This window comes from Novosphingobium resinovorum (assembly GCF_027922145.1).
GTDB lineage: Bacteria > Pseudomonadota > Alphaproteobacteria > Sphingomonadales > Sphingomonadaceae > Novosphingobium > Novosphingobium resinovorum.
The window spans coordinates 250,796-273,764 of sequence record NZ_BSFC01000044.1 but is presented as its reverse complement, the minus strand read 5'-3'; the positions used below and the strand labels follow the sequence as shown (position 1 = coordinate 273,764).

General features: G+C 66.6%; 18 protein-coding genes and 1 riboswitch. Of the genes, 13 read left to right on the top strand and 5 right to left on the bottom strand.

Going from position 1 to position 22,969, the window contains the following annotated elements:
• Positions 1 to 119: 119 nt before the first annotated feature.
• The gene (locus PKE80_RS23960) at positions 120 to 1,964 is read right to left on the bottom strand and encodes a TonB-dependent receptor domain-containing protein (protein WP_271184641.1); all 1,845 of its coding nucleotides are present in this window, start codon (positions 1,962 to 1,964) and stop codon (positions 120 to 122) included.
• Between the two features lie 106 nt (positions 1,965 to 2,070).
• A riboswitch (cobalamin riboswitch) is annotated at positions 2,071 to 2,262 on the bottom strand.
• A gap of 287 nt (positions 2,263 to 2,549) precedes the next feature.
• On the opposite strand from PKE80_RS23960, the gene PKE80_RS23955 reads away from it, so the two are divergent.
• The 12 genes from PKE80_RS23955 to PKE80_RS23900 all read left to right on the top strand — a co-directional run bounded on the left by PKE80_RS23955 (position 2,550) and on the right by PKE80_RS23900 (position 17,087).
• Positions 2,550 to 3,728 carry a cell wall hydrolase gene (locus PKE80_RS23955; RefSeq protein WP_271184640.1) on the top strand — a complete coding sequence of 393 codons (1,179 nt, stop codon included), beginning with the start codon at positions 2,550 to 2,552 and terminating at the stop codon, positions 3,726 to 3,728.
• Positions 3,729 to 3,878: 150 nt separating this feature from the next.
• Positions 3,879 to 4,223 carry a hypothetical protein gene (locus tag PKE80_RS23950; protein WP_008832361.1) on the top strand — a complete coding sequence of 115 codons (345 nt, stop codon included), beginning with the start codon at positions 3,879 to 3,881 and terminating at the stop codon, positions 4,221 to 4,223.
• 457 nt (positions 4,224 to 4,680) lie between these two features.
• Positions 4,681 to 5,643 carry a malate dehydrogenase gene (gene mdh, locus PKE80_RS23945; RefSeq protein WP_008832363.1) on the top strand — a complete coding sequence of 321 codons (963 nt, stop codon included), beginning with the start codon at positions 4,681 to 4,683 and terminating at the stop codon, positions 5,641 to 5,643.
• A gap of 136 nt (positions 5,644 to 5,779) precedes the next feature.
• Positions 5,780 to 6,670: a succinate--CoA ligase subunit alpha gene (gene sucD / locus PKE80_RS23940; protein WP_008832364.1), complete on the top strand. Its 891-nt coding sequence runs from the start codon at positions 5,780 to 5,782 to the stop codon at positions 6,668 to 6,670.
• Between the two features lie 328 nt (positions 6,671 to 6,998).
• Positions 6,999 to 9,848: a 2-oxoglutarate dehydrogenase E1 component gene (locus PKE80_RS23935; RefSeq protein ID WP_008832365.1), complete on the top strand. Its 2,850-nt coding sequence runs from the start codon at positions 6,999 to 7,001 to the stop codon at positions 9,846 to 9,848.
• Positions 9,849 to 9,856: 8 nt separating this feature from the next.
• A complete protein-coding gene (odhB, locus tag PKE80_RS23930; RefSeq protein WP_271184639.1) occupies positions 9,857 to 11,089 on the top strand; it encodes a 2-oxoglutarate dehydrogenase complex dihydrolipoyllysine-residue succinyltransferase in 1,233 nt (410 codons plus the stop codon).
• Between the two features lie 115 nt (positions 11,090 to 11,204).
• On the top strand, positions 11,205 to 12,614 hold the full coding sequence (lpdA, locus tag PKE80_RS23925; RefSeq protein WP_036527261.1) for a dihydrolipoyl dehydrogenase: 1,410 nt from the start codon (positions 11,205 to 11,207) through the stop codon (positions 12,612 to 12,614).
• 210 nt (positions 12,615 to 12,824) lie between these two features.
• The gene (locus PKE80_RS23920; RefSeq protein WP_271184638.1) at positions 12,825 to 13,169 is read left to right on the top strand and encodes an endonuclease domain-containing protein; all 345 of its coding nucleotides are present in this window, start codon (positions 12,825 to 12,827) and stop codon (positions 13,167 to 13,169) included.
• A 68-nt stretch (positions 13,170 to 13,237) separates the two neighbouring features.
• Positions 13,238 to 14,704: a DUF4403 family protein gene (locus tag PKE80_RS23915; RefSeq protein WP_271184637.1), complete on the top strand. Its 1,467-nt coding sequence runs from the start codon at positions 13,238 to 13,240 to the stop codon at positions 14,702 to 14,704.
• Positions 14,705 to 14,813: 109 nt separating this feature from the next.
• Positions 14,814 to 15,239 (top strand): hypothetical protein, encoded by a 426-nt coding sequence (locus PKE80_RS23910; protein ID WP_271184636.1) that lies wholly within the window; start codon positions 14,814 to 14,816, stop codon positions 15,237 to 15,239.
• Positions 15,240 to 15,274: 35 nt separating this feature from the next.
• Complete coding sequence (locus PKE80_RS23905; RefSeq protein ID WP_271184635.1) at positions 15,275 to 16,018, top strand: TorF family putative porin; 744 nt, start codon at positions 15,275 to 15,277, stop codon at positions 16,016 to 16,018.
• A gap of 106 nt (positions 16,019 to 16,124) precedes the next feature.
• A complete protein-coding gene (locus tag PKE80_RS23900; protein ID WP_271184634.1) occupies positions 16,125 to 17,087 on the top strand; it encodes a quinone oxidoreductase family protein in 963 nt (320 codons plus the stop codon).
• 39 nt (positions 17,088 to 17,126) lie between these two features.
• Here PKE80_RS23900 and PKE80_RS23895 read toward each other — a convergent pair whose 3' ends face one another.
• Positions 17,127 to 18,440 (bottom strand): cytochrome P450, encoded by a 1,314-nt coding sequence (locus PKE80_RS23895; protein WP_271184633.1) that lies wholly within the window; start codon positions 18,438 to 18,440, stop codon positions 17,127 to 17,129.
• 85 nt (positions 18,441 to 18,525) lie between these two features.
• On the opposite strand from PKE80_RS23895, the gene PKE80_RS23890 reads away from it, so the two are divergent.
• Entirely contained in the window at positions 18,526 to 19,149 is a 624-nt protein-coding gene (locus PKE80_RS23890; protein ID WP_271184632.1) for a trimeric intracellular cation channel family protein, read from the top strand.
• On the opposite strand, the gene PKE80_RS23885 is transcribed toward PKE80_RS23890, so the two are convergent.
• The 3 genes from PKE80_RS23885 to PKE80_RS23875 all read right to left on the bottom strand — a co-directional run bounded on the left by PKE80_RS23885 (position 19,146) and on the right by PKE80_RS23875 (position 22,869).
• Positions 19,146 to 20,195: a phosphotransferase family protein gene (locus PKE80_RS23885; protein WP_271184631.1), complete on the bottom strand. Its 1,050-nt coding sequence runs from the start codon at positions 20,193 to 20,195 to the stop codon at positions 19,146 to 19,148. The two genes, PKE80_RS23890 and PKE80_RS23885, sit on opposite strands and share 4 nt — an antisense overlap.
• A gap of 176 nt (positions 20,196 to 20,371) precedes the next feature.
• Positions 20,372 to 21,205 (bottom strand): IclR family transcriptional regulator, encoded by an 834-nt coding sequence (locus tag PKE80_RS23880; protein ID WP_271184630.1) that lies wholly within the window; start codon positions 21,203 to 21,205, stop codon positions 20,372 to 20,374.
• A gap of 98 nt (positions 21,206 to 21,303) precedes the next feature.
• Entirely contained in the window at positions 21,304 to 22,869 is a 1,566-nt protein-coding gene (locus tag PKE80_RS23875) for a class I adenylate-forming enzyme family protein (protein ID WP_271184629.1), read from the bottom strand.
• Positions 22,870 to 22,969: the final 100 nt, after the last annotated feature.

The following is a 22,969-nucleotide window of genomic DNA, read 5'->3' as shown; positions in this document are numbered from 1 at the left end:
GATTGCTTCGCTGCGCTCGCAATGACGAGGGGTCAGGGAACCATTGCAAGGAGGGCGGTCCACGGCCAGCGGTCCCGAAACAAGTCCGGGACGACGCCTGCCGGGAACCGCCCTTTCGCTCACATCTTCACGCGGATGCCGGCATAGGCCGAGCGCCCCGGCGTGCCGTACGTGCGCACCACTTCGTAATGCTCGTCGAACAGGTTCTCGACGCGGCCATAGACCTCGACGTTGTGCGTCACCGCGAAGGCGCCGCGCAGGCCCACGACTACGTTGCCACCAACGTACTGCGTGTTCGCGGTATCGTCGTAGCGCCCGCCGCCGACGCGCAGGTCCGCGCCGAGCTTCAGACCGACCGCCCAGGCCTTGTCGATGCTGGCGTAGAGATTGCTCTTCGGACGACGCGCCAGCTGCGCGCCGGTGTCCTCGTTGACGGCGTCTAGGTAGGTATAGGCGAGGTTCACATCGAAGCCCTGCCAGTCGGTCACCTGCATCCCCAGTTCCACACCCTGCGCCCGCGAGCGGCCGACGTTGTAGTAGTTCCAGTTCGCGAGATCATAGTCGATCAGGTTCTTCGTCTTGCGATCGAAGTAGGTCAGCGTGAAGCGGCCGGTCCCTTCGGCGAAGGGCTGCTCCAGGCCCACATCCCAGCTTTTCGACGTCTCGGGATCGAGCGCGCGGAAGCCCGCGTTGGTGTAGAGCTGGTAGAGCGAGGGCGCCTTGAAACCCTCGCCGTAGCTGGCCCGCAGGACCGGGGCGCTGTCGCCGCCGCCGATCACCCAGGCGCCGTTGGCGGCGAAGGTCGTGCGGTCGCCGAAGTCCGAGTTGTCGTCGTAGCGCAGGCCGCCGTTCAGCGTCAGGCCGGCGAACGGACGCAGCGTCAGGTTGCCGAACAGGCTGTCGATGGTGGTCGAATCCTTCGAGCCATAGTTGTCGTCGAACTTCTGCTTCTCGGTCTCGCCGCCGACCAGCACGCTGGCCTGCTCGATGGGCGCGAAGCTGACCTGGCCCTCGAAGCGCTCGGTGCGGCCGTTGGTGGTGTAGGGGCCGAACACCGCGTCATCGGAGATGCGGCGCGTGTCGTTGATGCCATAGCCGACACGTGCGTTCAGCCTTCCGTCGAGGCCCGCATAGCGCAAGTTCGCATAGCCCAGCGTATCGCGCTTCATCCCGACGTTGAGGGCATCGGCGCCGGTGTTGTCGTAATCGTAGTTCGCCTTGGTGTAGAACCCGCCCGCATCGGCCGAGAGGCCCGGCGCGAACTCGATCGAGGCGCGGGCATTGGCGCTCTTGCTCTCGAAGCCGTCCTTCTCTGTGCCGCCGCGGCGCTCGTTGAAGGCAGAGAAACCGTCGCCCTTGAGCCAGTTGCCGCCCAGCGTCAGCCCGACCGGGCCGACGAGACCCGCCGCCGAGACACTCGCCTGCTTGCGGTCGCGCCAGCCATACTCGGCCTGGCCGCGCGCGGTCCACTGTTCGGTCGGGCGGGCGGTGATGAAGTTGATGACGCCGCCCACCGCGCGGCTGCCCCACAGCACTCCCGAGGAACCGCGCACGACCTCGACACGGTCGAACTGGCCGATCGGCAGCGCGCCGAAGTCGAAGCCGCCGCCGACGTCGCCGGGATCGTTGATGCGCACGCCGTCGATCAGCACCAGCGACTGCGCGTTCTCGGCACCGCGCACGAAAACGCTCGCGGGCTGGCCGAAACCGCCCGACTGCACGGTCGAGATGCCGGGGATGCGGGCAAGCACGTCAGTGGCGGTGGTCGCCTGCGTGCGCTCGATCTGGTCGCGGGTGACGACGCTGACGGACTGGCCGACCTGGCTAAGGGGCGTCGGGGTGCGCGTGGCCGTGACCGTGATGTCCGTGCGCGGATGCGTGTCGAGCAGCAGCGGCTCGTCATCCTGTGCCAGCGCAGGCGTACTCACCGCAAGCGCGGTGCCGAGCAGAAACAGATACTTCATATGTCCTCCGAACCTTTGAACGTGCTTGTGCCGTTCACGGCGGAGGCATGCGCGCCTTCCTCATGGCGCGTCACACTCGCTGCATCCGGAAGAACCCCGTCCGGCTGCGGAACGACCGTCTCGGGCAGGTCTCCTGGCTCCCGGATCGTCAGTCGCGCCATCCGCCTTCCCGGCCCTCATACGGGCCAGTGGCATGGTGGAGGCGGCCTCCCCGGTCACAGTTGCGGGGGCAGCGCCGGTATTCGCACCCGGCTTCCCTCTTAGGCCCTTGCGGGCAACCCATGACGTAACCGCGCGGATAGTGCGGCATACAGGGGTTGGCAAGCATTCGTCGTCCCGGACTCGATCCGGGACCGGTGGCTGTCTTTAGACGCGAGCCATGGGCAAGGCGCCACGCCGCAAGGACGGCCGTTCACGGCCAACGGTCCCGGATCAAGTCCGGGACGACGGGGTGCAGCCAAATCTTAAGCCCTTAAGCGTACAGAGCGTGGCTGTACCGCAACGGGACGGCCCGGAATGCCCGGATGCGCGCGCACCGGGCACAGGCTAGGCCGGTGCTGCCGAATTGCGGCCGAAAGGAACCGAGTGAGCCCTGCCCCTTCCATTCCCGGACCAGACGCCGCCCCGGCGCCGGTGATGGATTCGCAAGGCGCTCCGTTCGAACGCCCGCGCGATTTCGTCGGCCGCTACCCGCGCCGTGCCCGCTCTATCGGGCACCGCCCGGTCGTCCTGCGCCGCCGCTGGACTTTCGCCGTGACCGCACTCGCCGCCGTCGCCCTTCCCGCCTTCGCCGCGCCGGAAGGCTGGGACAGCTTCGCCATCGCCGACGCCGCCCCGCAAGGCGCCGAAGCACTGCCCATGCCGTTCGAGCAGGCGGGCGCTAGTTTCCCCGGCTCGGCCTTCTATTACCTCGAAGCCGAGAAGGCCCCGCTGCAGGTCGGCGAAGGCATCCGCTCCGACGCCGACGACAGTGTCTCCGGCCCGCTGGCTACCGCGCGGCCGATCTACATCGACAACTCCGGCGTCGACCGCACCCGCGCGCTGCAGTGCATGACCGCCGCGATCTACTACGAAGCCGCGAGCGAGCCCGACGCGGGCCAGCGCGCGGTGGCGCAAGTCGTGCTCAACCGCATGGCCCACCCGGCTTATCCCAAGACCGTCTGCGGCGTCGTCTACGAGGGGTCGGAACGTTCGACCGGCTGCCAGTTCTCGTTCACCTGCGACGGCTCGCTCGCCCGCCGCCCGCAGCGCATGTTCTGGGACCGCGCCGAAAACGTCGCGCGCCAGGCGCTGGCAGGCTACGTCTACACGCCGATCGGCCTCGCCACGCATTATCATACCGTCCAGGTGAACCCCTACTGGGCGCCGAGCCTGCAGTACCTTTCCACCATCGGCGCGCACCGCTTCTACGCGCTGCGCGGCGAGGCGGGCAGCGCGGCGACGTTCCGCTTCGCCTACCTCGGCGGCGAGCCGATGGCCGCTCCGCATCGCCATGACGACAGCGCCGATGCCGCCGCTGCAGCAGCGGCGCTCGACCCGCTCGCCGTCCAGCGCGCATTCGGCACGGCCCAGCCCGTGAAGGCAGAGCCGGTCGCGCAGGCAACCAGCCCGACCATGCCCATCCAGCCCAGCCCCGCCTATTCCAGCGAAGTGCAGCAGCGCGGCGGGGATTCGCTCTATACCGCCCGGAATATGCCGGGTTCGCAGGGCATCAAGGCCGAGTACGCAAACTCCGGCCGCTGGATCACCCAGCCCGCAAATTGAAGATAATCGATTGCAACGGAGGCACCCGGGGAATGTCCCTAGGTGGTATCGTCAAGACTTGAGAAACCACGTCCCTGCATGATGGGTTCATCGCTGCCGGGGTAGAGGGTTGATCCGTCGACACCCACCAAGAAGAGAGACTATCCGCCCATGACCATCCGCTTCGCCGCCGCCATGAACGGGACGATGCCGGCCATTGCCGGAGTGCTCTGCACCGGCGCGCCGCTGGGCGCGGTCAACGACAACGGCCCCCTTCTCCCGCGCCCTAGCCTGCGCTCCATCGAGAGCAAGCCTGCCGCCGAGATCGACGCCGGCATTGCCGAAGCCCTCATGCATTTCGCACGCCACGGCCTCTCCGCCGCCGAACAGGCCCGCGTCGAGGCCGAGGCCGCCCATGAACGCGGCGACACCGCCGCACGCGCCCGCTGGCTGAGCATATGCCGCCACCTCGACCGCCGCATGGCCGCCGCTCTGGCCAAGCGCCTCGCGAGTTGAACGCCTAATCCTCCCTGTCGCGAAGCGATGGGGAGGTGGCAGTCGCGAAGCGACTGACGGAGGGGTGGGTTGCAATCCCCCTCCACCACCGACTACGTCGGCGGTCCCCCTCCCCATCGCTTCGCGACAGGGAGGATGAGAGTTTCGACGAGTCGCACCCAAAGCGACTTGCGCTCGCCATATCCCCGTTCGATACCATCCCCAGCGCCGCTAAACCCTTTCGCAACATTGCCGACAGGTGAACAAACAGGCGATTTTCCGCCATTTCACCCCCTTTATTGCAATTGCGAACTATTATCAGATAAAAGCTGATGCAAAGACCCCTTTGCCGGTTGCAATGGTCTTCCAAGGGGCGTAGGGCCGCCCTCGCAAACACCGGCACCTGCCATTTGCGGGATTAGCGCAGGCCGCCTTGAAGTCCGAGAAATCCCGCCCTCGGGAAGGACACGAACGGATCATGGCTCGTAAGAAGATTGCCCTTATCGGCGCCGGCAACATCGGCGGTACGCTGGCGCACCTCGCGGCGCAGAAGGAACTGGGCGACATCGTCCTGTTCGACGTCGCTGAAGGTCTCCCGCAGGGCAAGGCTCTCGATCTCTCGCAGTGTGGTCCGGTCGAAGGCTTCGACGCCAAGATCACTGGCACCAACGACTATGCCGACATTGCCGGCGCCGACGTCATCATCGTCACCGCCGGTGTCGCCCGCAAGCCCGGCATGAGCCGCGACGACCTGCTCGGCATCAACCTCAAGGTGATGAAGTCGGTCGGCGAAGGCATCGCCGCCAACGCACCCGACGCTTTCGTGATCTGCATCACCAACCCGCTCGATGCGATGGTCTGGGCGCTGCGCGAATTCTCGGGCCTGCCGCACAACAAGGTCGTCGGCATGGCCGGCGTTCTGGACTCGGCGCGCTTCTCGACCTTCCTCGCATGGGAATTCGGCGTCTCGATCCGCGACGTGAACACCTTCGTGCTCGGTGGCCACGGCGACACCATGGTCCCGGTCGTGCAGTACTCGACCGTCAACGGCATCCCGGTTCCGGACCTCATCAAGATGGGCCGCACCACCCAGGAGAAGATCGACGCGATCGTGCAGCGCACCCGTTCGGGCGGCGGCGAGATCGTCGGCCTGCTGAAGACCGGCTCGGCGTTCTACGCACCGGCCGCCTCGGGCATCGCCATGGCCGAAGCCTACCTAGGCGACCAGAAGCGCATCCTGCCCGTCGCCGCCTATGTCGATGGCCAGTACGGCGTTGACGGCCTCTACGTCGGCGTGCCCGCAGTCATCGGCGCGAACGGCGTCGAGGAAGTCGTCGAGATCGAACTGGACGAGGAAGCCAAGGGCAACCTCCAGGTCTCGGTCGACGCGGTCAAGGAACTGCTGGTCGCCTGCAAGGGCATCGACGGCACCCTCGCCTGAGTTTTTGAATACCGCCCCCGCGACTGCCCCTCATTGTTGATACTCTCACAATGATGGGTAGCGCGGGGGCAAAATAGTTTCTTGGAACCTCCCCGGCCCAATCCGGCTGCTTCCACGATCAGGAACAGGAAAACCGATGTCGATCCTCGTTAACAAGAACACCAAGGTCATCACCCAGGGCATGACCGGCGCGACCGGCAGCTTCCACACCCAGGCTGCGCTCGACTACGGCACGCAGATGGTCGCGGGCGTGACCCCCGGCAAGGGCGGCCAGACCCACATCGGTCTGCCCCAGTACAACTCGGTCCACGAAGCCAAGGCCGCCACCGGCGCCAACGCCTCGTGCGTCTACGTGCCGCCGTTCGGCGCCGCCGACGCGATCCTCGAGGCGATCGACGCCGAGATCGAACTGATCATCTGCATCACCGAGGGCATCCCCGTTCTCGACATGGTGCCCGTGAAGCGCGCCCTCACCGGCTCGAAGTCGCGCCTGATCGGCCCGAACTGCCCCGGCGTCCTGACCCCCAACGAGTGCAAGATCGGCATCATGCCCGGCAGCATCTTCTCGCAGGGTTCGGTCGGCGTCGTCTCGCGCTCGGGTACGCTGACCTATGAAGCCGTGTTCCAGACCACCGCGGCGGGCCTCGGCCAGACCACGGCTGTCGGCATCGGCGGCGACCCGGTCAACGGCACCAACTTCATCGACATGCTCGAACTCTTCCTCGCTGACGAAGCCACCAAGTCGATCATCATGATCGGCGAAATCGGCGGCTCGGCCGAAGAAGAAGCCGCGCAGTTCCTCAAGGACGAAGCCAAGCGCGGCCGTCGCAAGCCGATGGCGGGCTTCATCGCCGGTCGTACGGCCCCTCCGGGCCGCCGCATGGGCCACGCCGGTGCGATCGTCTCGGGCGGCCAGGGCGGCGCCGAGGAAAAGATCGCGGCGATGGAAGAAGCCGGCATCAAGGTTTCGGCCAGCCCCTCGCTGCTCGGCGAGACGCTGGTGGAAGCCATCAAGGCTTTCGCCTGACGAATTGAGGACGGATCATCGTGACCACTCCCGTCATTGCGAGCGTAGCGAAGCAACCCAGGGCGGTTTACGCCGCGCTGGATTGCCGCGCTCCTTCGGGGCTCGCAATGACGAAGGGGGTTTGGTGATCCGGCCTTGAGGTGCTCATCGCGGCGTGGTTTCACGGAACTGCATCGCGATGTGGCGCTTACCATGACGCGCAAGGGGCATCCGGTCCCGGCGTGAGTACCTAGCGGACTAGCGGCCCTCCCTCCCCGGAAAAATCCGTCAGCCCGCCAAACTGAAAACGTCGGACAACCCTGTCCGGGCGTGGCGATAGGTGATTCCTATGGGCGACGAGAGTTTCGATTTCACCCCGGACGCGGCACTGGACGAAGTTCAGGCCGGTCCCAGCTGGCAGCGCGGCAACTGGCCCCTCGTCGGCGGCGATGCCGAGGACGACTGGACGCAGGGACTTGATCCCACCGTCCTGAAGGCCGAGATCAAGAAGGCGGCCGCGAAAGGCGGCGCCCCGATCGACCAGTCCCGCATAGACGAAGCGGCGGCCGATGCAATCCGCGCGATGATGCTGATCCGCACCTATCGCGTGCGCGGTCACCTCGCGGCGGACCTCGACCCGCTCGGCCTCAACCAGCGCAAGCTGCCTGCCGACCTGACGCCGGAATACCACGGCTTCGCGGGCGCCGCGCAAGACCGCAAGGTCTACGTCGGCGGCGCGCTCGGCCTTGAATGGACGACCGTGCGCGAGATCGTGCAGATCCTGCGCGCCAACTACTGCGGCAAGGTCGGCCTCGAGTACATGCACATCTCGGACACGGAGGAGCGCCGCTTCCTCCAGGACCGGATGGAAGGCGCGAACAAGGAAATCGAGTTCACGCCGGAAGGCAAGAAGGCGATCCTCGCGGCCGTCGTGCGCGGCGAGCAGTACGAGAAGTTCCTCGGCAAGAAGTACGTCGGCACCAAGCGCTTCGGCCTGGATGGCGGCGAGTCGATGATCCCTGCCCTCGAGGCGGTGATCAAGTACGGCGGCCAGCTCGGCGTGAAGGAAATCGTCTACGGCATGGCTCACCGCGGCCGCCTGAACGTTCTCGCGAACGTGATGGCCAAGCCCTACAAGGTGATCTTCCACGAATTCTCAGGGGGGACCGCCAACCCCGAGGACGTGGGCGGCTCGGGCGACGTGAAGTACCACCTCGGCACGTCGACGGACCGTGAGTTCGACGGCACCAAGGTTCACATGAGCCTGATGCCGAACCCCTCGCACCTCGAAACCGTCGATCCGGTCGTGCTCGGCAAGGTCCGCGCCTACCAGCAGATCGCGGACGACATCGGCGACGACGTCGGCCCGAACGCCAAGCACAAGCAGGTGCTGCCGGTCCTCATCCACGGTGACGCGGCCTTCGCGGGCCAGGGCATCATCTGGGAGTGCTTCGGCCTCTCGGGCGTGAAGGGCTACAACACCGGCGGCTGCGTCCACTTCATCATCAACAACCAGATCGGCTTCACGACGAGCCCGCAGTTCGCGCGCAACTCGCCGTATCCCTCGGACGTCGCCAAGGGCGTCCAGGCGCCGATCCTGCACGTCAACGGCGACGATCCGGCAGCCGTGACGTTCGCCTGCAAGCTGGCGATCGACTACCGCCAGACCTTCGGCCGCGACATCGTGATCGACATGTGGTGCTACCGCCGCTTCGGCCACAACGAGGGCGACGAGCCGGGCTTCACCCAGCCGCTGATGTATCAGAAGATCCGCCAGCACCCGCCGGTGTCGAAGATCTATTCCGACAAGCTGAAGTCGGAAGGCGTCATCGACGATGCGTTCCTGACGCAGACCGAGGCCGCGTTCACCGAGCATCTCGAAGAGCAGTTCGAGGCGGCCAAGACCTACAAGGCCAACCAGGCCGACTGGTTCTCCGGTCAGTGGAGCGGCTTCCACAAGCCGGCCGACCCCGAGACCGCGCGCCGCAACGTCGATACCAAGGTCGAGCCCAAGCTGTTCGAAAGCCTGGGCCGTACCCTGACGACCGTTCCTGCGGACCTCACCGTCCACAAGACGCTCGCCCGCGTGCTCGCCGCCAAGGAAGAGATGTTCAAGTCGGGCGAAGGCTTCGACTGGGCGACGGCGGAGGCACTCGCCTTCGGCAGCCTCGTCTCGGAAGGCTACGGCGTTCGCCTGTCGGGCCAGGACTGCGGCCGCGGTACGTTCTCGCAGCGCCACGCGGTGTGGACCGACCAGACCGACGAGCGCAAGTACGTGCCCCTCACCACGCTGCCGCACGGCCGCTTCGAGGTGCTGGATTCGACGCTGTCGGAATACGGCGTGCTCGGCTTCGAGTACGGCTTCGCCAGCGCCGATCCGAAGACGCTGGTGCTGTGGGAAGCGCAGTTCGGTGACTTCGCCAACGGCGCGCAGATCATCATCGACCAGTACGTCGCATCGGCGGAGTCCAAGTGGCTGCGCGCGAACGGCCTGGTGATGCTGCTGCCGCACGGTTACGAAGGCCAGGGACCCGAGCACTCCTCGGCCCGTCTGGAGCGTTACCTGCAGCTCTGCGCGCAGGACAACATCCAGGTCTGCAACATCACCAGCCCGGCGAACTACTTCCACGTTCTTCGCCGCCAGATGCGCCGTCCGTTCCGCAAGCCGCTCGTCATCATGACCCCCAAGTCGCTGCTCCGCCACCCGCTGGCGAAGTCCTCGGCTAAGGAGTTCCTCGAAGGCGACTTCAAGCGCATCCTCTCCGACCCCAAGGGTTCGGCCGACGAGGCGACCAAGAAGGTCGTGCTGTGTTCGGGCAAGGTCTTCTACGACCTGCTCGAAGCGCGCGACGCCGCCGAGATCGACGACACCCAGATCATCCGCATCGAGCAGCTCTACCCCTTCCCGGGCGAACCGCTGGCCAAGCGTCTGTCGAAGATGCCGAACCTCGAAGAGATCGTCTGGTGCCAGGAAGAGCCGAAGAACAACGGCTCCTGGTTCTTCGTCGAGCCGCTGGTCGAAGCCGCCGCCGTCGAGGCGGGCGTCAAGGCTCCGCGTCCGCGCTATGCGGGTCGCTCGGCCTCGGCCTCCCCGGCCACCGGCCTCGCCAAGCGCCACACCGCCGAACAGGCGGCGCTGGTCGCCGACGCGCTGCATCTTTCCGTCCGTTCCGAACTCCGTCGCAAGCAGAAGGCTTGAGATAAATCATGACCACCGAAGTCAAGGTCCCCGTCCTTGGGGAATCCGTCGCCGAAGCCACCATCGGCCAGTGGCTGAAGCAGCCCGGCGAAGCCGTTGCCGCTGACGAGCCCATCGCCAGCCTCGAGACCGACAAGGTCGCGATCGACGTCATGGCGCCCCACGCGGGCATCATGGGCCAGCAGCTGGTTGCCGAAGGCGACACCGTCGTCGTCGGCGCGCTGATCGCCACGATCGAAGAGGGCGCAGGCGCTCCCGCAGCCGCCAAGCCCGCCGCTGCGGCTCCCGCTGCCTCGGCACCTGCCACGACCCCGGCTCCCGCAGCCGCTCCTGCGGCTGACGAAGCCTCGGCCGGTGCATCGGTCCTCTCGCCGGCCGTGCGCCGCGCGATCCTGGAGCACGGCATCGACCCCGCGTCGATCAAGGGCACCGGCAAGGACGGCCGCATCACCAAGGACGACGTCCTCGAAGCCGCCAAGAACAAGCCCGCCGCCTCGGCGCCTGCCGCATCGGTCCCGGCTGCTGCTGCCGCTCCCGCCGCGCGCGGCGAAGAGCGCGTGAAGATGACGCGCCTGCGCCAGACGATCGCCAAGCGCCTCAAGTCCGCGCAGGACAACGCCGCCCTCCTCACCACCTTCAACGACGTCGACATGTCGGCCGTCATCGAGGCGCGTGAGAAGTACAAGGACGTGTTCCAGAAGAAGCACGGCATCAAGCTGGGCTTCATGTCGTTCTTCGCCAAGGCTTCGGTCCTGGCGCTGAAGGACATTCCGGCCGTCAACGCGCAGATCGACGGCGACCAGATCGTCTACCACGACTACGTCGACATCTCGATCGCGGTCTCGGCCCCGAACGGCCTCGTCGTCCCGGTCGTCAAGGACTGCGACAAGCTGGGCTTCGCCGGCATCGAGAAGGCGATCGCGAACTTCGGCAAGAAGGCCAAGGAAGGCACGCTGACCATGGCCGACATGGCCGGCGGCACCTTCACCATCTCGAACGGCGGCGTGTTCGGTGGCCTCATGTCCACCCCGATCATCAACCCGCCGCAGTCGGCGGTGCTGGGCCTCCACCGCATCGAGGACCGCGCTGTGGTCCGCAACGGTGAGATCGTGATCCGCCCGATGATGTACATCGCGCTGTCCTACGACCACCGCCTGATCGACGGCCGCGAGGCGGTCACCGCGCTCAAGACCATCAAGGAAGCGATCGAAGACCCCACCCGTCTGCTGATCGACCTCTGAGACTGACAAGCCCCGCCCGCCCCGAACTCTGGTCGGGCGGGGTTTTCACTTGCGCTGAAACGATTATTACCGCTCGTGACTGATTGTGCGAAGCACGAGCGTGAGGAGGCCTACAATGGCTGATTACGACTACGACGTCCTTGTCATCGGTGCCGGCCCCGGCGGTTATGTCGCGGCGATCCGCGCGGCGCAGCTGGGCCTCAAGACCGCCTGCGCCGAAGGGCGCGAGACGCTGGGCGGCACCTGCCTCAACGTGGGCTGCATCCCCTCGAAGGCCCTGCTCCACGCTTCGGAATACTTCGAAGCGGCCAAGGGCGGCGCGATGGCCGCGATGGGCATCAAGGTCACCCCCGAACTCGACCTGCCCACCATGCAGGGCCAGCGCCTCGACGCGATCAAGGGCCTGACCGGCGGCATCGAGTTCCTCTTCAAGAAGAACAAGGTCGACTGGCTGAAGGGCTACGCCCAGTTCAAGGACGCGCATAGCGTCGAGGTCGCGGGCAAGACCGTGACCGCCAAGAACATCGTCATCGCCACCGGCTCGTCGGTCACCCCGCTCCCGGGCGTCGAGATCGACAACGAAGGCGGCGTGGTGGTTGACTCCACCGGCGCGCTGGAACTGGCTTCGGTGCCGAAGAAGATGGTCGTCATCGGCGGCGGCGTGATCGGCCTGGAACTGGGCTCGGTGTGGCGTCGTCTGGGTGCGGAAGTCACCGTGGTCGAATTCCTCGACCAGCTGCTCCCCGGCATGGACGGCGACGTCCGCAAAGAAGCCGCCAAGATCTTCAAGAAGCAGGGCATGGCCCTGAAGCTCGGCACCAAGGTCACCGGCGTGACCGTGGCCGAAGTGAATGGGGGCAAGAGCGCCAAGGTCACCGTCGAGCCTGCCAAGGGCGGTGACGCCGAAGTGATCGAGGCTGACGTCGTCCTCGTCTCGATCGGCCGCCGTCCCAACACCGAAGGCCTCGGCCTCGGCAATATCGGCCTTGAGCTGAACGCCCGCGCGCAGATCGAGACCGACCACGACTTCGCCACCAAGGTGGACGGCGTCTGGGCGATCGGCGACGTGATCCCCGGCCCGATGCTCGCGCACAAGGCCGAGGACGAAGGCATCGCCGTCGCCGAGAACATCGCGGGCCTGACCGGCATCGTGAACCACGACGTCATCCCGGGCGTGGTCTACACCCAGCCCGAGATCGCGGGCGTGGGCCTGACCGAGGAAGCCGCCAAGGAGCGCGGTGCGATCAAGGTCGGCAAGTTCCCGATGCTGGCGAACTCGCGCGCCAAGACCAACCACGAGCCCGACGGCTTCGTGAAGGTCATCGCCGATGCCGAGACCGACCGCGTGCTCGGCGTGTGGTGCATCGCCTCGGTGGCGGGCACGATGATCGCACAAGCCGCGCAGGCCATGGAATTCGGCGCGACCTCGGAAGACATCGCCTACACCTGCCACGCGCACCCGACCCACTCGGAAGCGATCAAGGAAGCGGCGATGGCCGTGACGGGCAAGCCGATCCACATGTGATCGCGCCGTCAGGCTGAGCGAAGGGGCCGGTGCGAAAGCGCCGGCCTTTTTCGTTTGCGCTTGGGCCCCCTCCACCACCCGCTGCGCGGGCGGTCCCCCTCCCCATCCCTGCGGGACAGGGAGGATTAAGGCATTCTAACTTCTAATCCTCCCTGTTGCGAAGCAATGGGGAGGGGGACCGCCGACGCAGTCGGTGGTGGAGGGGACAGCATGCCGCCAATCCAGACGATCCGCCATGCGCGCAACCTCCGCCGCACCATGACCCCGCCGGAAGTCATCCTCTGGCAACACTTGCGCCGCTCCCCAATGGGTCTGAAGTTCCGCCGCCAGCATCCGATCGGCCCTTACGTGCTCGATTTCTACTGCCCCTCCGCAAAGACCGGAATCGAGATCCACGGCGCGGTTCACGACATGGGCGAGAACCCCGAGCACGACCTCCATCGCGACGCCTGGCTGTGCGAACACGGCATCGCCATCATCCGCATCCCCGCCTGCGAGGTGCTGCGCGCGCCCGAAACCGCCGTCGCCGCACTCGTAAGCACCTGCCGACGATAACCTGAATTGGAACCCGCCCGCCGCTCGCGAATTTCACCGCGACTATGGTTCCACGGGGCGTTTCACGCATGGCCTTGCGCATTATCCTGCCGGTTCTGGCGGGCACCCTCGCACTCACCGCCTGCAAGCGCGAACGCTTCCAGCCCCCGCCGCGCGCCCATGACGAAATCCGGATCGAACCGCAGGCGTCGCTCATCACCGTCCCGGTCACGGCGGACCTCACCGAACTCGCCGCCGCGCTCGACCGGGAGATACCCCGCACCCTCTGGACCATCGACAAGCCCGGCCAGACTTGCGTGAAGTCGAAGCAGGTCGATCTTGGCATCACCACCCTCAAGACCCCGGCGCTCAAGTGCCGGATCGTCGGGGACGTGACCCGCGGCCCGATGACTTTCGCCGGGCGCGGCAAGGAAATCCGCCTGACGATGCCGCTCCACGCCGTCCTGCGCGCCGAGGACATCGGCGGCATGCTCAAGCGCGAGACCGCAACCGCCGACGCCGTGGCGGAAGCCACCGTGCGCATCACCCTCGCCGACGACTGGACGCCGCGCGGGACCGTGGACATCCGCTATGACTGGACCAACTCCCCGCATGCGGAATTTCTCGGCCAGCGCATCGACTTCACCGAAAAGGCCGACCGCAAGCTGGCCCCGGTGATAGCCAAGCTGGAGCGTGAACTGCCCGGCCAGCTCGGCCGCCTGCAACTGCGCCGCCAGGTCGAGCAGGCGTGGAACTCGGCCTTCACCACCCTGTCGCTCAACCGCGAGAACCCGCCGGTGTGGATGCGCGTGAAACCCACCGAACTGCAGTACGGCGGCTACGAACTCGACGGCAAACGTATGCTGCTGCGCCTCGGCGTGAAGGCGGTGACCGAAACCTTCGTCGGTCGGCGGCCCGATGACCCCGCGCCGACCCCGCTGCCGCGGGTCAAGCCGTTGCAAGCACAGGCCGGTCGCCTCGCCTTCTTCATCCCGGTCGTCGCCGATTACCATGAACTGGAACCGGTGCTGATGAAGGCGCTGCGCAAGCGCTCCACACGCCCCTTCGCAGTGCCCGGCGTCGGCCCGGTGCGTACCGATTTCCACAAGGCCACGATCTACGGCACCACCGGCGGGCGCATCGCCGTCGGCCTCGATTTCACCGCGCGCGACGAAGCGGGCAAGCTCGGTGCAACCAAAGGCACCGTCTGGATGACCGGCGTGCCCGTCAATGCCGAGGATTCGCGCCGGATCGGCTTCGAGGATTTCGAGGTCAGCGGCACCACCGACATGCGCGGCGGCGACCTGATCCTGCGCCTCGCCAACACGCCGGGCATGAGCGCGACGATCGCGGGCGCGCTGGCGCAGAATTTCGAGAAGGATTATGGCAAACTCCTCGGCAAGATCGGCCGCGCGATCGAGGACAAGCGCGAAGGCGACCTCGTCGTCCGCGCCGAGGTGACACGCACCCGCACCGGACGTATCCAGGCGGCAGGCCGCGGCCTCTATCTGCCGGTCTGGGCGGACGGCACCGCCTCGATTACCGTAAAGCGCTGAACAGAGATCATCACCGTTCGGCAACAAGCGGGCAGCAATTGCCTCCTACCTCCGATTGCACAAGGATTGTGCATTATTGCCTAATATTTAGGCATTTTTGGGAGGAACCATGAGCCTGATCGCCCTTGCCGCTTTCGCTGCCGCCACCGCCGCCGCGCCCGTCCATAGCGTGAGCCTCGACCACCGCGGCAGCACTTACAGCATCGACTACCGCGCCCGTGTCGAGACCAGCATGCGCACCATCGGCATTGCCCCGCCCGCACGCCAGAGCACGCAGCGCTGCGTGATGACCGCAAGTGTCTCGGTCGAACGCGTCATCGCCGATGGCGCCCATGCCCTGACCGCAGCGCTGCCCGGCAAGGAGACTTTCACCCGCCAGCTACCCGGCGACTGCCGCAGCCGCGACGCCCAGCTCGCGCGGCTCGTCGATGACAAGACGCCCGCCATCGCCGCGCATCTGGCCGAAGCCGCAAGCACCGACCGCGAGCATGCCCTCGCCGCCATCGACGCCGCGCATCACTTCGCCGCGAATTGACGGACAGACACGGGAAAGACTGCTAGATCAATCGCATGCGATATATCTTCTGCCTGGCCGTCGCGATCTGCGGCGGCCTCGTTTTTTCTGACGCCCATGCGCAGTCAGCCGGTTCCACCCTGTCCTTCGAGGCCGAAACCGATCACCGCGACCGGGGCCTGAGCAGCAGCGGCGGCAAGGCCGCGCTCGGCGCCTCGGCCTCGGTGCCGCTGACATACGACCTTGGGATCGACTTCGACGCGGTGACCCTGCGCGATGCCGCACGCCATGGCGGCGCCGATCTCGGCCTGACGGTCGCGCCGCGCTATACCTTGCGCAGCGGGGGCTGGGATTTCTCCGCCGGTCTGCGCGGCAATGTCTTCGTCGGCCATTCGGGGACGAGTTATGGCGAACTGACCGGCGAAGTCGCGCGCACGCTCGGCCCGGCGCAGCTGGTGCTAGGCGCCGCCTTCGCGCCCTCGCAGGATGCCATCGGCGGCAGCAACCTCTACCTCGACGCCCAGCTTTCGGCGAGCATTCCGGGCACGCCGGTGACGCTTTACGGCGGGGTCGGCCACACCAGCGGCTCCTCCAACGGCGATCCGCGCGCGTTACGCCTGCGTCCGGGCGGGGACTACCTCGATCACCACGTCGGGGCCGAGTACACTGACTCCAACTACGCATTGGGGCTGCGCTATTCCGGCACCTCGATCGGGAAGGACGAGGTCGATCCGCTCACTCGCTGGACCGACCGCCACTACGGCGCGCGCGTGATGGCCTATTTCCGCTTCACGCCGTGATGCGCCTCGCTTGCTTCCGGCAGCGGTTCCGACCCTCTCCGATTGACCAGATGCGCCCCATGCGTCGCAACTGGCAGGAGAAGCCGACAAGACACGGGAGAGCACGATGAAGGCAGTCTGGTACAAAGAGAACGGCGGCCCCGAGGTCATGCACTTCGGCGAACAGCCCGATCCGGCGGTAGGTCCGCGGACCGTGCTCATCCGGGTCGAAGTGATCTCGATCGAAGGCGGCGACCTGCTCAACCGCATCCACACGCCGCCCGCCCGCACACCCTTCGTGCCCGGCTATCAGGCGGCGGGGACGGTCGCGGCGGTGGGCGCCGAAGTGACGCGCTTCGCGCCCGGCGACCGCGTCGTCGGCTTCAACTGGAACGGCAGCCACGCCGAACTGTTCGCGGTGCCCGAGACTTACGCCTATCCGGTTCCGGACGGCATGGACCTTACCCTTGCCGCGGTGGTGCCGATCGCCTTCGGGACGGCCTACGACGCGCTGTTCACTTACGGTGGACTGGTCGCGGGAGAAACCGTGCTGATCCAGGGCGCGGCGGGCGGCGTCGGGCTTGCCGCCGTGCAGCTTGCATCGCAGGCGAGCGCCATCGTGATCGGCACCGCATCCAGCCCCGAACGCCTCGCGCGGATTGACCCTTTCGGCCTGACGCACGGTATCGACTACCGGCGCGAGGACATTGCCGCGCGCTGCAGGGAAATCACCGCGGGCAAGGGCGTGGACCTCGCTCTCGACCTCGCAGGCGGGGCGGGCAAGGACGCGCTCGTCGAGGCTCTGCGCGGGCACGGACGTTATGCAGTGGTCGGCGCGGCGGAAGGTACGCTGCCCAGCTTCGGATTCTTCGAACTGATCCGCAAGGCCATGCAGGTGACCGGCATCTCGTTCGGCCGCGACATGCACACGCCGCGCGTCCACGCACTGCTTGCAGACCTATTTTCGAAAGCCCACGCCGGCGAACTGGCCATGCCGATCGACCGAGAGTTCGGTCTGGCCGACGCCGTGGAGGCGCACCGCTTCGTCGCGGAAGGGCATCCGTTCGGGCGGGTCGTAATGCGGGTTTAGCATCTCCTCCCCGTTCCAAAAACGACGGGGAGGGGCGGCTCACAGCGGATCGAACTCCAGGTGCAGGGCCTTTAGCGCGCGCAACACGTAAGTCGGCTCATATTCGAATCTGCGTGCGCCTTCGGGGCCATGTTGCTCCCCGGAAAGCCGGATGTTGTCCATGCGTGCCAGCAGGCGTTCGATGCTGACGGCGACCTCGCGCCGGGCAAGCGGAGCGCCGATGCAAGTGTGCGGACCGCGCCCGAAGGCGAGGTGCTCCTTGATCCGCGGCCGGTCCATGTCGAAGCGGCTCGGGTCGGGAAACCGCGCCGGGTCGCGATTGGCGGCCATATGGCTCATGAGAATGGGCGTGCCGGCCTTGATCTCGACGCCGCCGAGCGTGGTACTCTTGCGGCAGAGCCGTCCTGCACTCTTTACCGAGCCGTCGTAGCGCAGAAGTTCCTCGATGAAGTCGGGAATACGCGCGGGATCGCGGCGCAGTTCGGCCTGGATGTCGGGCCGCGTCGCGATGACCTTGAAGCCGTTCGCGAGCAAGCGATTGGTAGTATCCTGCCCGGCCCCGAACAGGAATGCCGCGAGCCCGGTCACATCGACGAGCGACGGTCTGGAACCATCGGGAAAGGTCGCCTTTGCCAGTTCGCTGAGGATATCCTCCTGCGCCAGCAGTACGCGAAACGGGCGTAGCAGGGGGCGCACCAGGCGGTGATTGGCCAGCCGTCGCCGCGCGATGAGCCCGAACAGCTCCTTGCCCACGGGTACAAGCGGATTCTTCATCATCTCCTCGTGCGTGGCGTCCATCGGCACGGGGATCGCGCCTTCCAGCAGCTTGCGGAACCGGCCACGCGTGGCCTGCGAGAGCCCCAGCAGGTCGGAGATCACCAGCGCTCCGTAAGGCCCTCCGTACTGGCGCACCATGTCGACGCGCCCGTCCCGGTGGAACTCGTCGATCAGCCCCTCCGCCGTCGCCGCAAGCTGGGGCTGCAATTGCTTCAACCGGCTCGGCGTGAACAAGCGGGAGAGGATCGAGCGCAAATCGGCATGGCGGGCGCCCTGCTCGCAGACGATCTGGTCGGCGAAGGCGATCTGGCTGCGATGGGCCTCCAACTGGTCGCCGATGTCGTCGCCCTCGGGCACGAAAGGCAGGTCGACCATGCCGCCGGTCACGCCATTGATCTCGGAGAAGTGCTCGGTGTCGAGCGCGACCTTTACGGTCTCCTCGTAGCCGACCACCGCCACTGCTCCCCGATAGGGCAACGGCACCACCGGGCCCTGCGCGCGAAGATAGTCGAAATAGGCGTGCGGATCGTCCACCAGCGAAATGTCGGTGTACCAGTCGGCCTTCTCGTAGGACACGTGCCCTTCCCCCGTTTTTATGATCCTTTGTGTATCGTAAAAACGCCATGGGTCAAGGACCGCGCAGCGTGCTAGGAGGCGAGCCATGATCCCGGCTTCCCCTGCCCTGCCGCCCGCCCTCGACCTTCTGGGTATCGCCGTGTTCGCACTGACGGGCGCGTTGGCCGCAGCGCAACTGCGCCAGACTTTCGTGACGGTGGCCTTCTTCGCGCTGATCACCGGCGTCGGCGGCGGCTCCTTGCGCGACCTGCTGATCGGCGCGCCGGTGTTCTGGGTGCACGATCCGCTGGTCGCGCCGGTGTGCCTTGGCGTTGCGCTGCTCGCGTGGTTCACGCCGGTGCGCTGGTGGCGCGGCCGCATCCTCGAATGGGCCGATGCGCTGGGCCTCGCCGTCTATGCGGTGTTCGGCACGATCAAGGCGCTGCACTGGGGCGTGCCGCCGGTTCCCGCCGTGCTGATGGGGGTAATCACCGGCTGCATCGGCGGTATCGTGCGCGACGTGTTGGCAGGCAAGCCGTCGATCCTGATGCGACCCGAGCTTTACGTCACGGCAGCCGCCCTTGCCGCCGGGGTCGCGGCGGGGGGCATCGCCGCCGGGCTCCCGGCACCGACGACCTGGGCAATCGCGGTGCTCGCCGGGTTCGGCCTGCGTGGTGCGGCGATCCACTGGTCGCTCGGCCTGCCCCTCCACCCCGGCGAGGACGATTAGGCGACCTTCAACCGCCGCCGCATCGCCGCCTCGTCCATCATCGCCGTGCCGCGCAGCTGCCCAAGGCGCACACCGGTGCAGGTCATCTTGAAGTGCGTGAAATCCTCGTACCATTCGAGGCCCGCAGCCGACTTGCCGCTGATCTTCTCCCACAGCGCGATCGTCTCCTCGCGCGTGCCCATACCTTCGAGCCAGGCACCGTAAGTCGAGTTGCGGCCATGCATCGTCTCGGACAAAGTGCAGAACCACGCAAGGTCGTGAAGCGCCCCGCCCAGTGAAGGCTGTTCCCAGTCCATCACCGCGACGACCTGGAAGTCGTCGTCGAACATCATGTTGCCGATGCGCGCGTCGCCCCAGACGATCCCTTCCGGATCGTGGACCGGCCAAGCGCCCTCCAGCCTTGCCATAGCATCGCGCAGCACCGGCTGCGGCGCGACTTCCTCAAGCCAGGCGGTGAAGCGCTGATACTTGTCCCATTCCTGAGCCAGCCCGTGCCCGGCGGCACCCTTGCCGCCGAGAAACCCCGCCTTGGCCACCGGCACTCGCTGAATCGCAGCCAGCTGCTCCACCGCACTGCGCCACAAACGGCGGCGTTGCTCCGGCGCGGCATCATGCAGCCAGCCTTCGCGGCCGTAAGGCGGGATCGAGACGGGAACGCGGCCCTGCTTCTTCTCCATGACGAAGAACGGATTGCCGAGGATCGACGGGTCCTCCTCGAACCACAGCGGCCTTGCCACGCACACCAGCCCCTCGTCCGACAGCAGCTTCATGATCGCATACTGCTCGTCGAACAGGGTGTCGGGGAAGACGGTGAAGGCCTGCGGCTTGATGCGCACGACACAGCCCTGCGTGTGCCGATGCCCACCCTCGGTCCAGTGGGCGTCGAACAGGATCGTCTCGTGGCTCTGGCCCGCCCCGCGCGGGTAGGCGAGGCCCGTGACCGAAATCGCGCTCGCCGCCGGGAGCCGTCCACCGAGCCAGCGTTCGAGCCGTCCGGCAAGTTCGGCAAGATCCCGCGTTTCCGGGGCAACGATCACGTCAGACACAGCCTCTCTCCCGCCTGGCGATGCCTGATTATCGATAAGTTCGACATCGCGAATTTATTTTCGCGATAATTGATATGCGGACAGCAAGACGCGGTCAAGCGAAGTGAACCTCGCCCAAGCGGTGTTTGATTATCAGGATTTTGCCAAAGCGCGCGAACGAACCCGCCGTGCAGGATTCAGTCGTCCTCGCCGCCGCCGGCGAGGAAGCCGGAAATCCGGGCGCTGGCCTCGGCGAGTCGCGAACCGGCCTGCGCCAGCGCCGTGCCATTCATCGCGCCGTGGAAGCCCGCCATGACGAGCGCCATCATCACCCGGTTTCGGCTGTCGTAGATCGGCGCCATCAGCGCCACGAGCGGATAGACCCGCTGCACATCGACCTCAAGCAACGGGACGACCGGCGGGTCTTCGGTGCCCGACCGAACGCCCAGTTCCTCCTCGCTGCCCGGACGCCGCAGCAGCGCGACGTAGCCATGCGTGCGGACGAACTCCAGCCCGGCACGGAACTGCCCGAGTTGCTCCTCCCCCAGCGGCGGATCCGCGCGCGACACCCATGCATCAGCGTCGCGGGCGGAGCGGGCGAAAAAGGTCATGGCCTGGATCCAGCGCAGCGGCATGCGCGTGCCCAGCGGGACCGGATAACCGATATGGCTGAGCGAGGCCGCACGCTCGCGTAAGTGGATCACGTCGCCTTCGAGGAAGTAGGCGCCGCAGACCACGTCGAATTCGTCAGCGAGGCTGCGCATCTCGGGCTGCGCGACCTGAAGCGGCGAGAAGTGCGCCGCCGCCGTGCGCCCGATCGCCGCGAGCGCCGGGCCGAGCACGTAAGTCTTGTCGGTCGTGCGGTAGAGATAGCCGACGTCGACGAGCCCGGTCAGCAGCGCATGGCAGGTTGCCCGGCTCAACTTGAGTGCCCGCACCAGATCCGTCAGCGCGAACGCCTGCCCGGGATGGTCGGCGATGAAGTTGAGGATGGCCGCCACGCGGGCAACACCGGGAGAGGAACGCGACATGGCTGCTTTCGATATTTCGAACTGCCTTGGCCTATGGGCAACGCCCCCAGTTCGTCAATAGACACACCTGTTCAATAAGGTGAACGTACTGCCCTTTCTCATGGGGTCCGGCCAAGCCGGTCTTCCATCATTCGCGCCAGCTCGCGCCGGGCCACCTTGTTGGAATGCAGCAGCGGCACCTCGTCGCGTCCCATCGGCACATAGGCACGCGGGACCTTGTAGCTGGAGAGCCGCTGACGCAACTCGGCCTCGATGACGGCGAAGTCCGGCTCGGCACCTTCGCGCGCGATCACCGCAGCAACCAGCAGCGCGCCACGCTCCCGATCGGGCAGACCGACCACGTAGGCGGTATGCACTCCGTCGAGCGACTGCAATTCCATCTCCACTTCGGCGGGCGACACGTTGGAGCCCGACACCTTGATCATGTCCCCGCCGCGCCCGACGAAGTGGACCCGGCTGCCCACCGCACGCTCCTCCACCATGCACATGTCGCCGGTGCGATAGTAGCCGTCGGGTGTGTAATGCTCGGCCCGCTCGATCTTGTGGAGGCCGCTCGCGACGGGATAGCCGCGCACCTGCATCTCTCCCACCTCACCCGTCGCCACGGGGCGGTTATCGGCATCGGCGATGCGGATCTCGTAACCCGGGGCGAAATGGTCCATTGGCGCGCAGACCGGCCGACCGGCCGCGCGGAAATCGTCGCCCCAGGAATAGGGTCCCAGGGTCTCGCTCATGCCGAGGCCCCACCAGGGTTTCGGCCCGCGCATCGCCGCAAGGTCTTCCTCGGCGAGCACCGAGCCCATCGCGAAGCGGCTGTTGGAGAGCGTGCGCTCCGTACACACGACAGTCGCCCCTGCTTCCAGCCCGGGCACGAGGTACATCATCATGCCGCCGACCCAGAACATCGGCAGGATGCAAGCCACGCGCTTCCCGGGCACATGGCCCATCATCTCGCGCATGGTATGGCTGCGGAAGCAGACCGGGCCATGGGCATGGCGCACGCCCTTGGGCAGCGCCATCGAGCCGGAGGTGTAGATCTCGACCATCTGGTCGGTAGGATGGACTTCGGATTCGACCTCGCGCAGCAGGTCTTCGCCAACCGTCCGCGCGGCCTCGGTCAGCCAGTCGAGCGGTGCGATGCCGGGAGGCAATCCCTCTCCGTCCGAGGCGATCCAGCGCAAGTACGGCGCCCTGCCAAGCCGCAGCGCGCCGCTCTCCTGCCCGTCCAGTTCGGGGAGCGCCTCCAGCACGCGCTCGACGTAGTCCTTGCCGAGCATGGTGCGCTGGAGGATGAGCCCGTGCACATCCGACTGGCGCAGCACGCGGACCAGTTCGTTGGCGCGGATCATCGTGCTGATCGGCACTGCGACGGCGCCGATCCTGCTCACCGCCGCCAGCATCACCGCGAATTCCGGTCCGTTGCCGTGAATGAAGCCGACCCGCGCCCCCTTGCCGATCCCGCGCGCCAGCAACCCGCGCGCCAGCATGGCCGAACGCGCCTCAAGCTCGCGATAAGTGACGCAGGCCACCGTCTCCTCGCCTTCCTCCAGCGTCACCGCGACGGCATCGCCATAGGCGGCAGCGACAGCCCGAATGAGGCTGGGGAACGTCTGTGCATCCCCCGGAAGGTCTGCAACGGTGTCGGCGGCGGCCTCGGTGTTCACGTTCCCGGCTCTCCTCTCGGCCGTGCCGACACGAAAGGCGCCGGGCACGACCACTGGCAACCGCTCAAGCAGTTCGCCATTTCAAATCAGGAGTCGATAT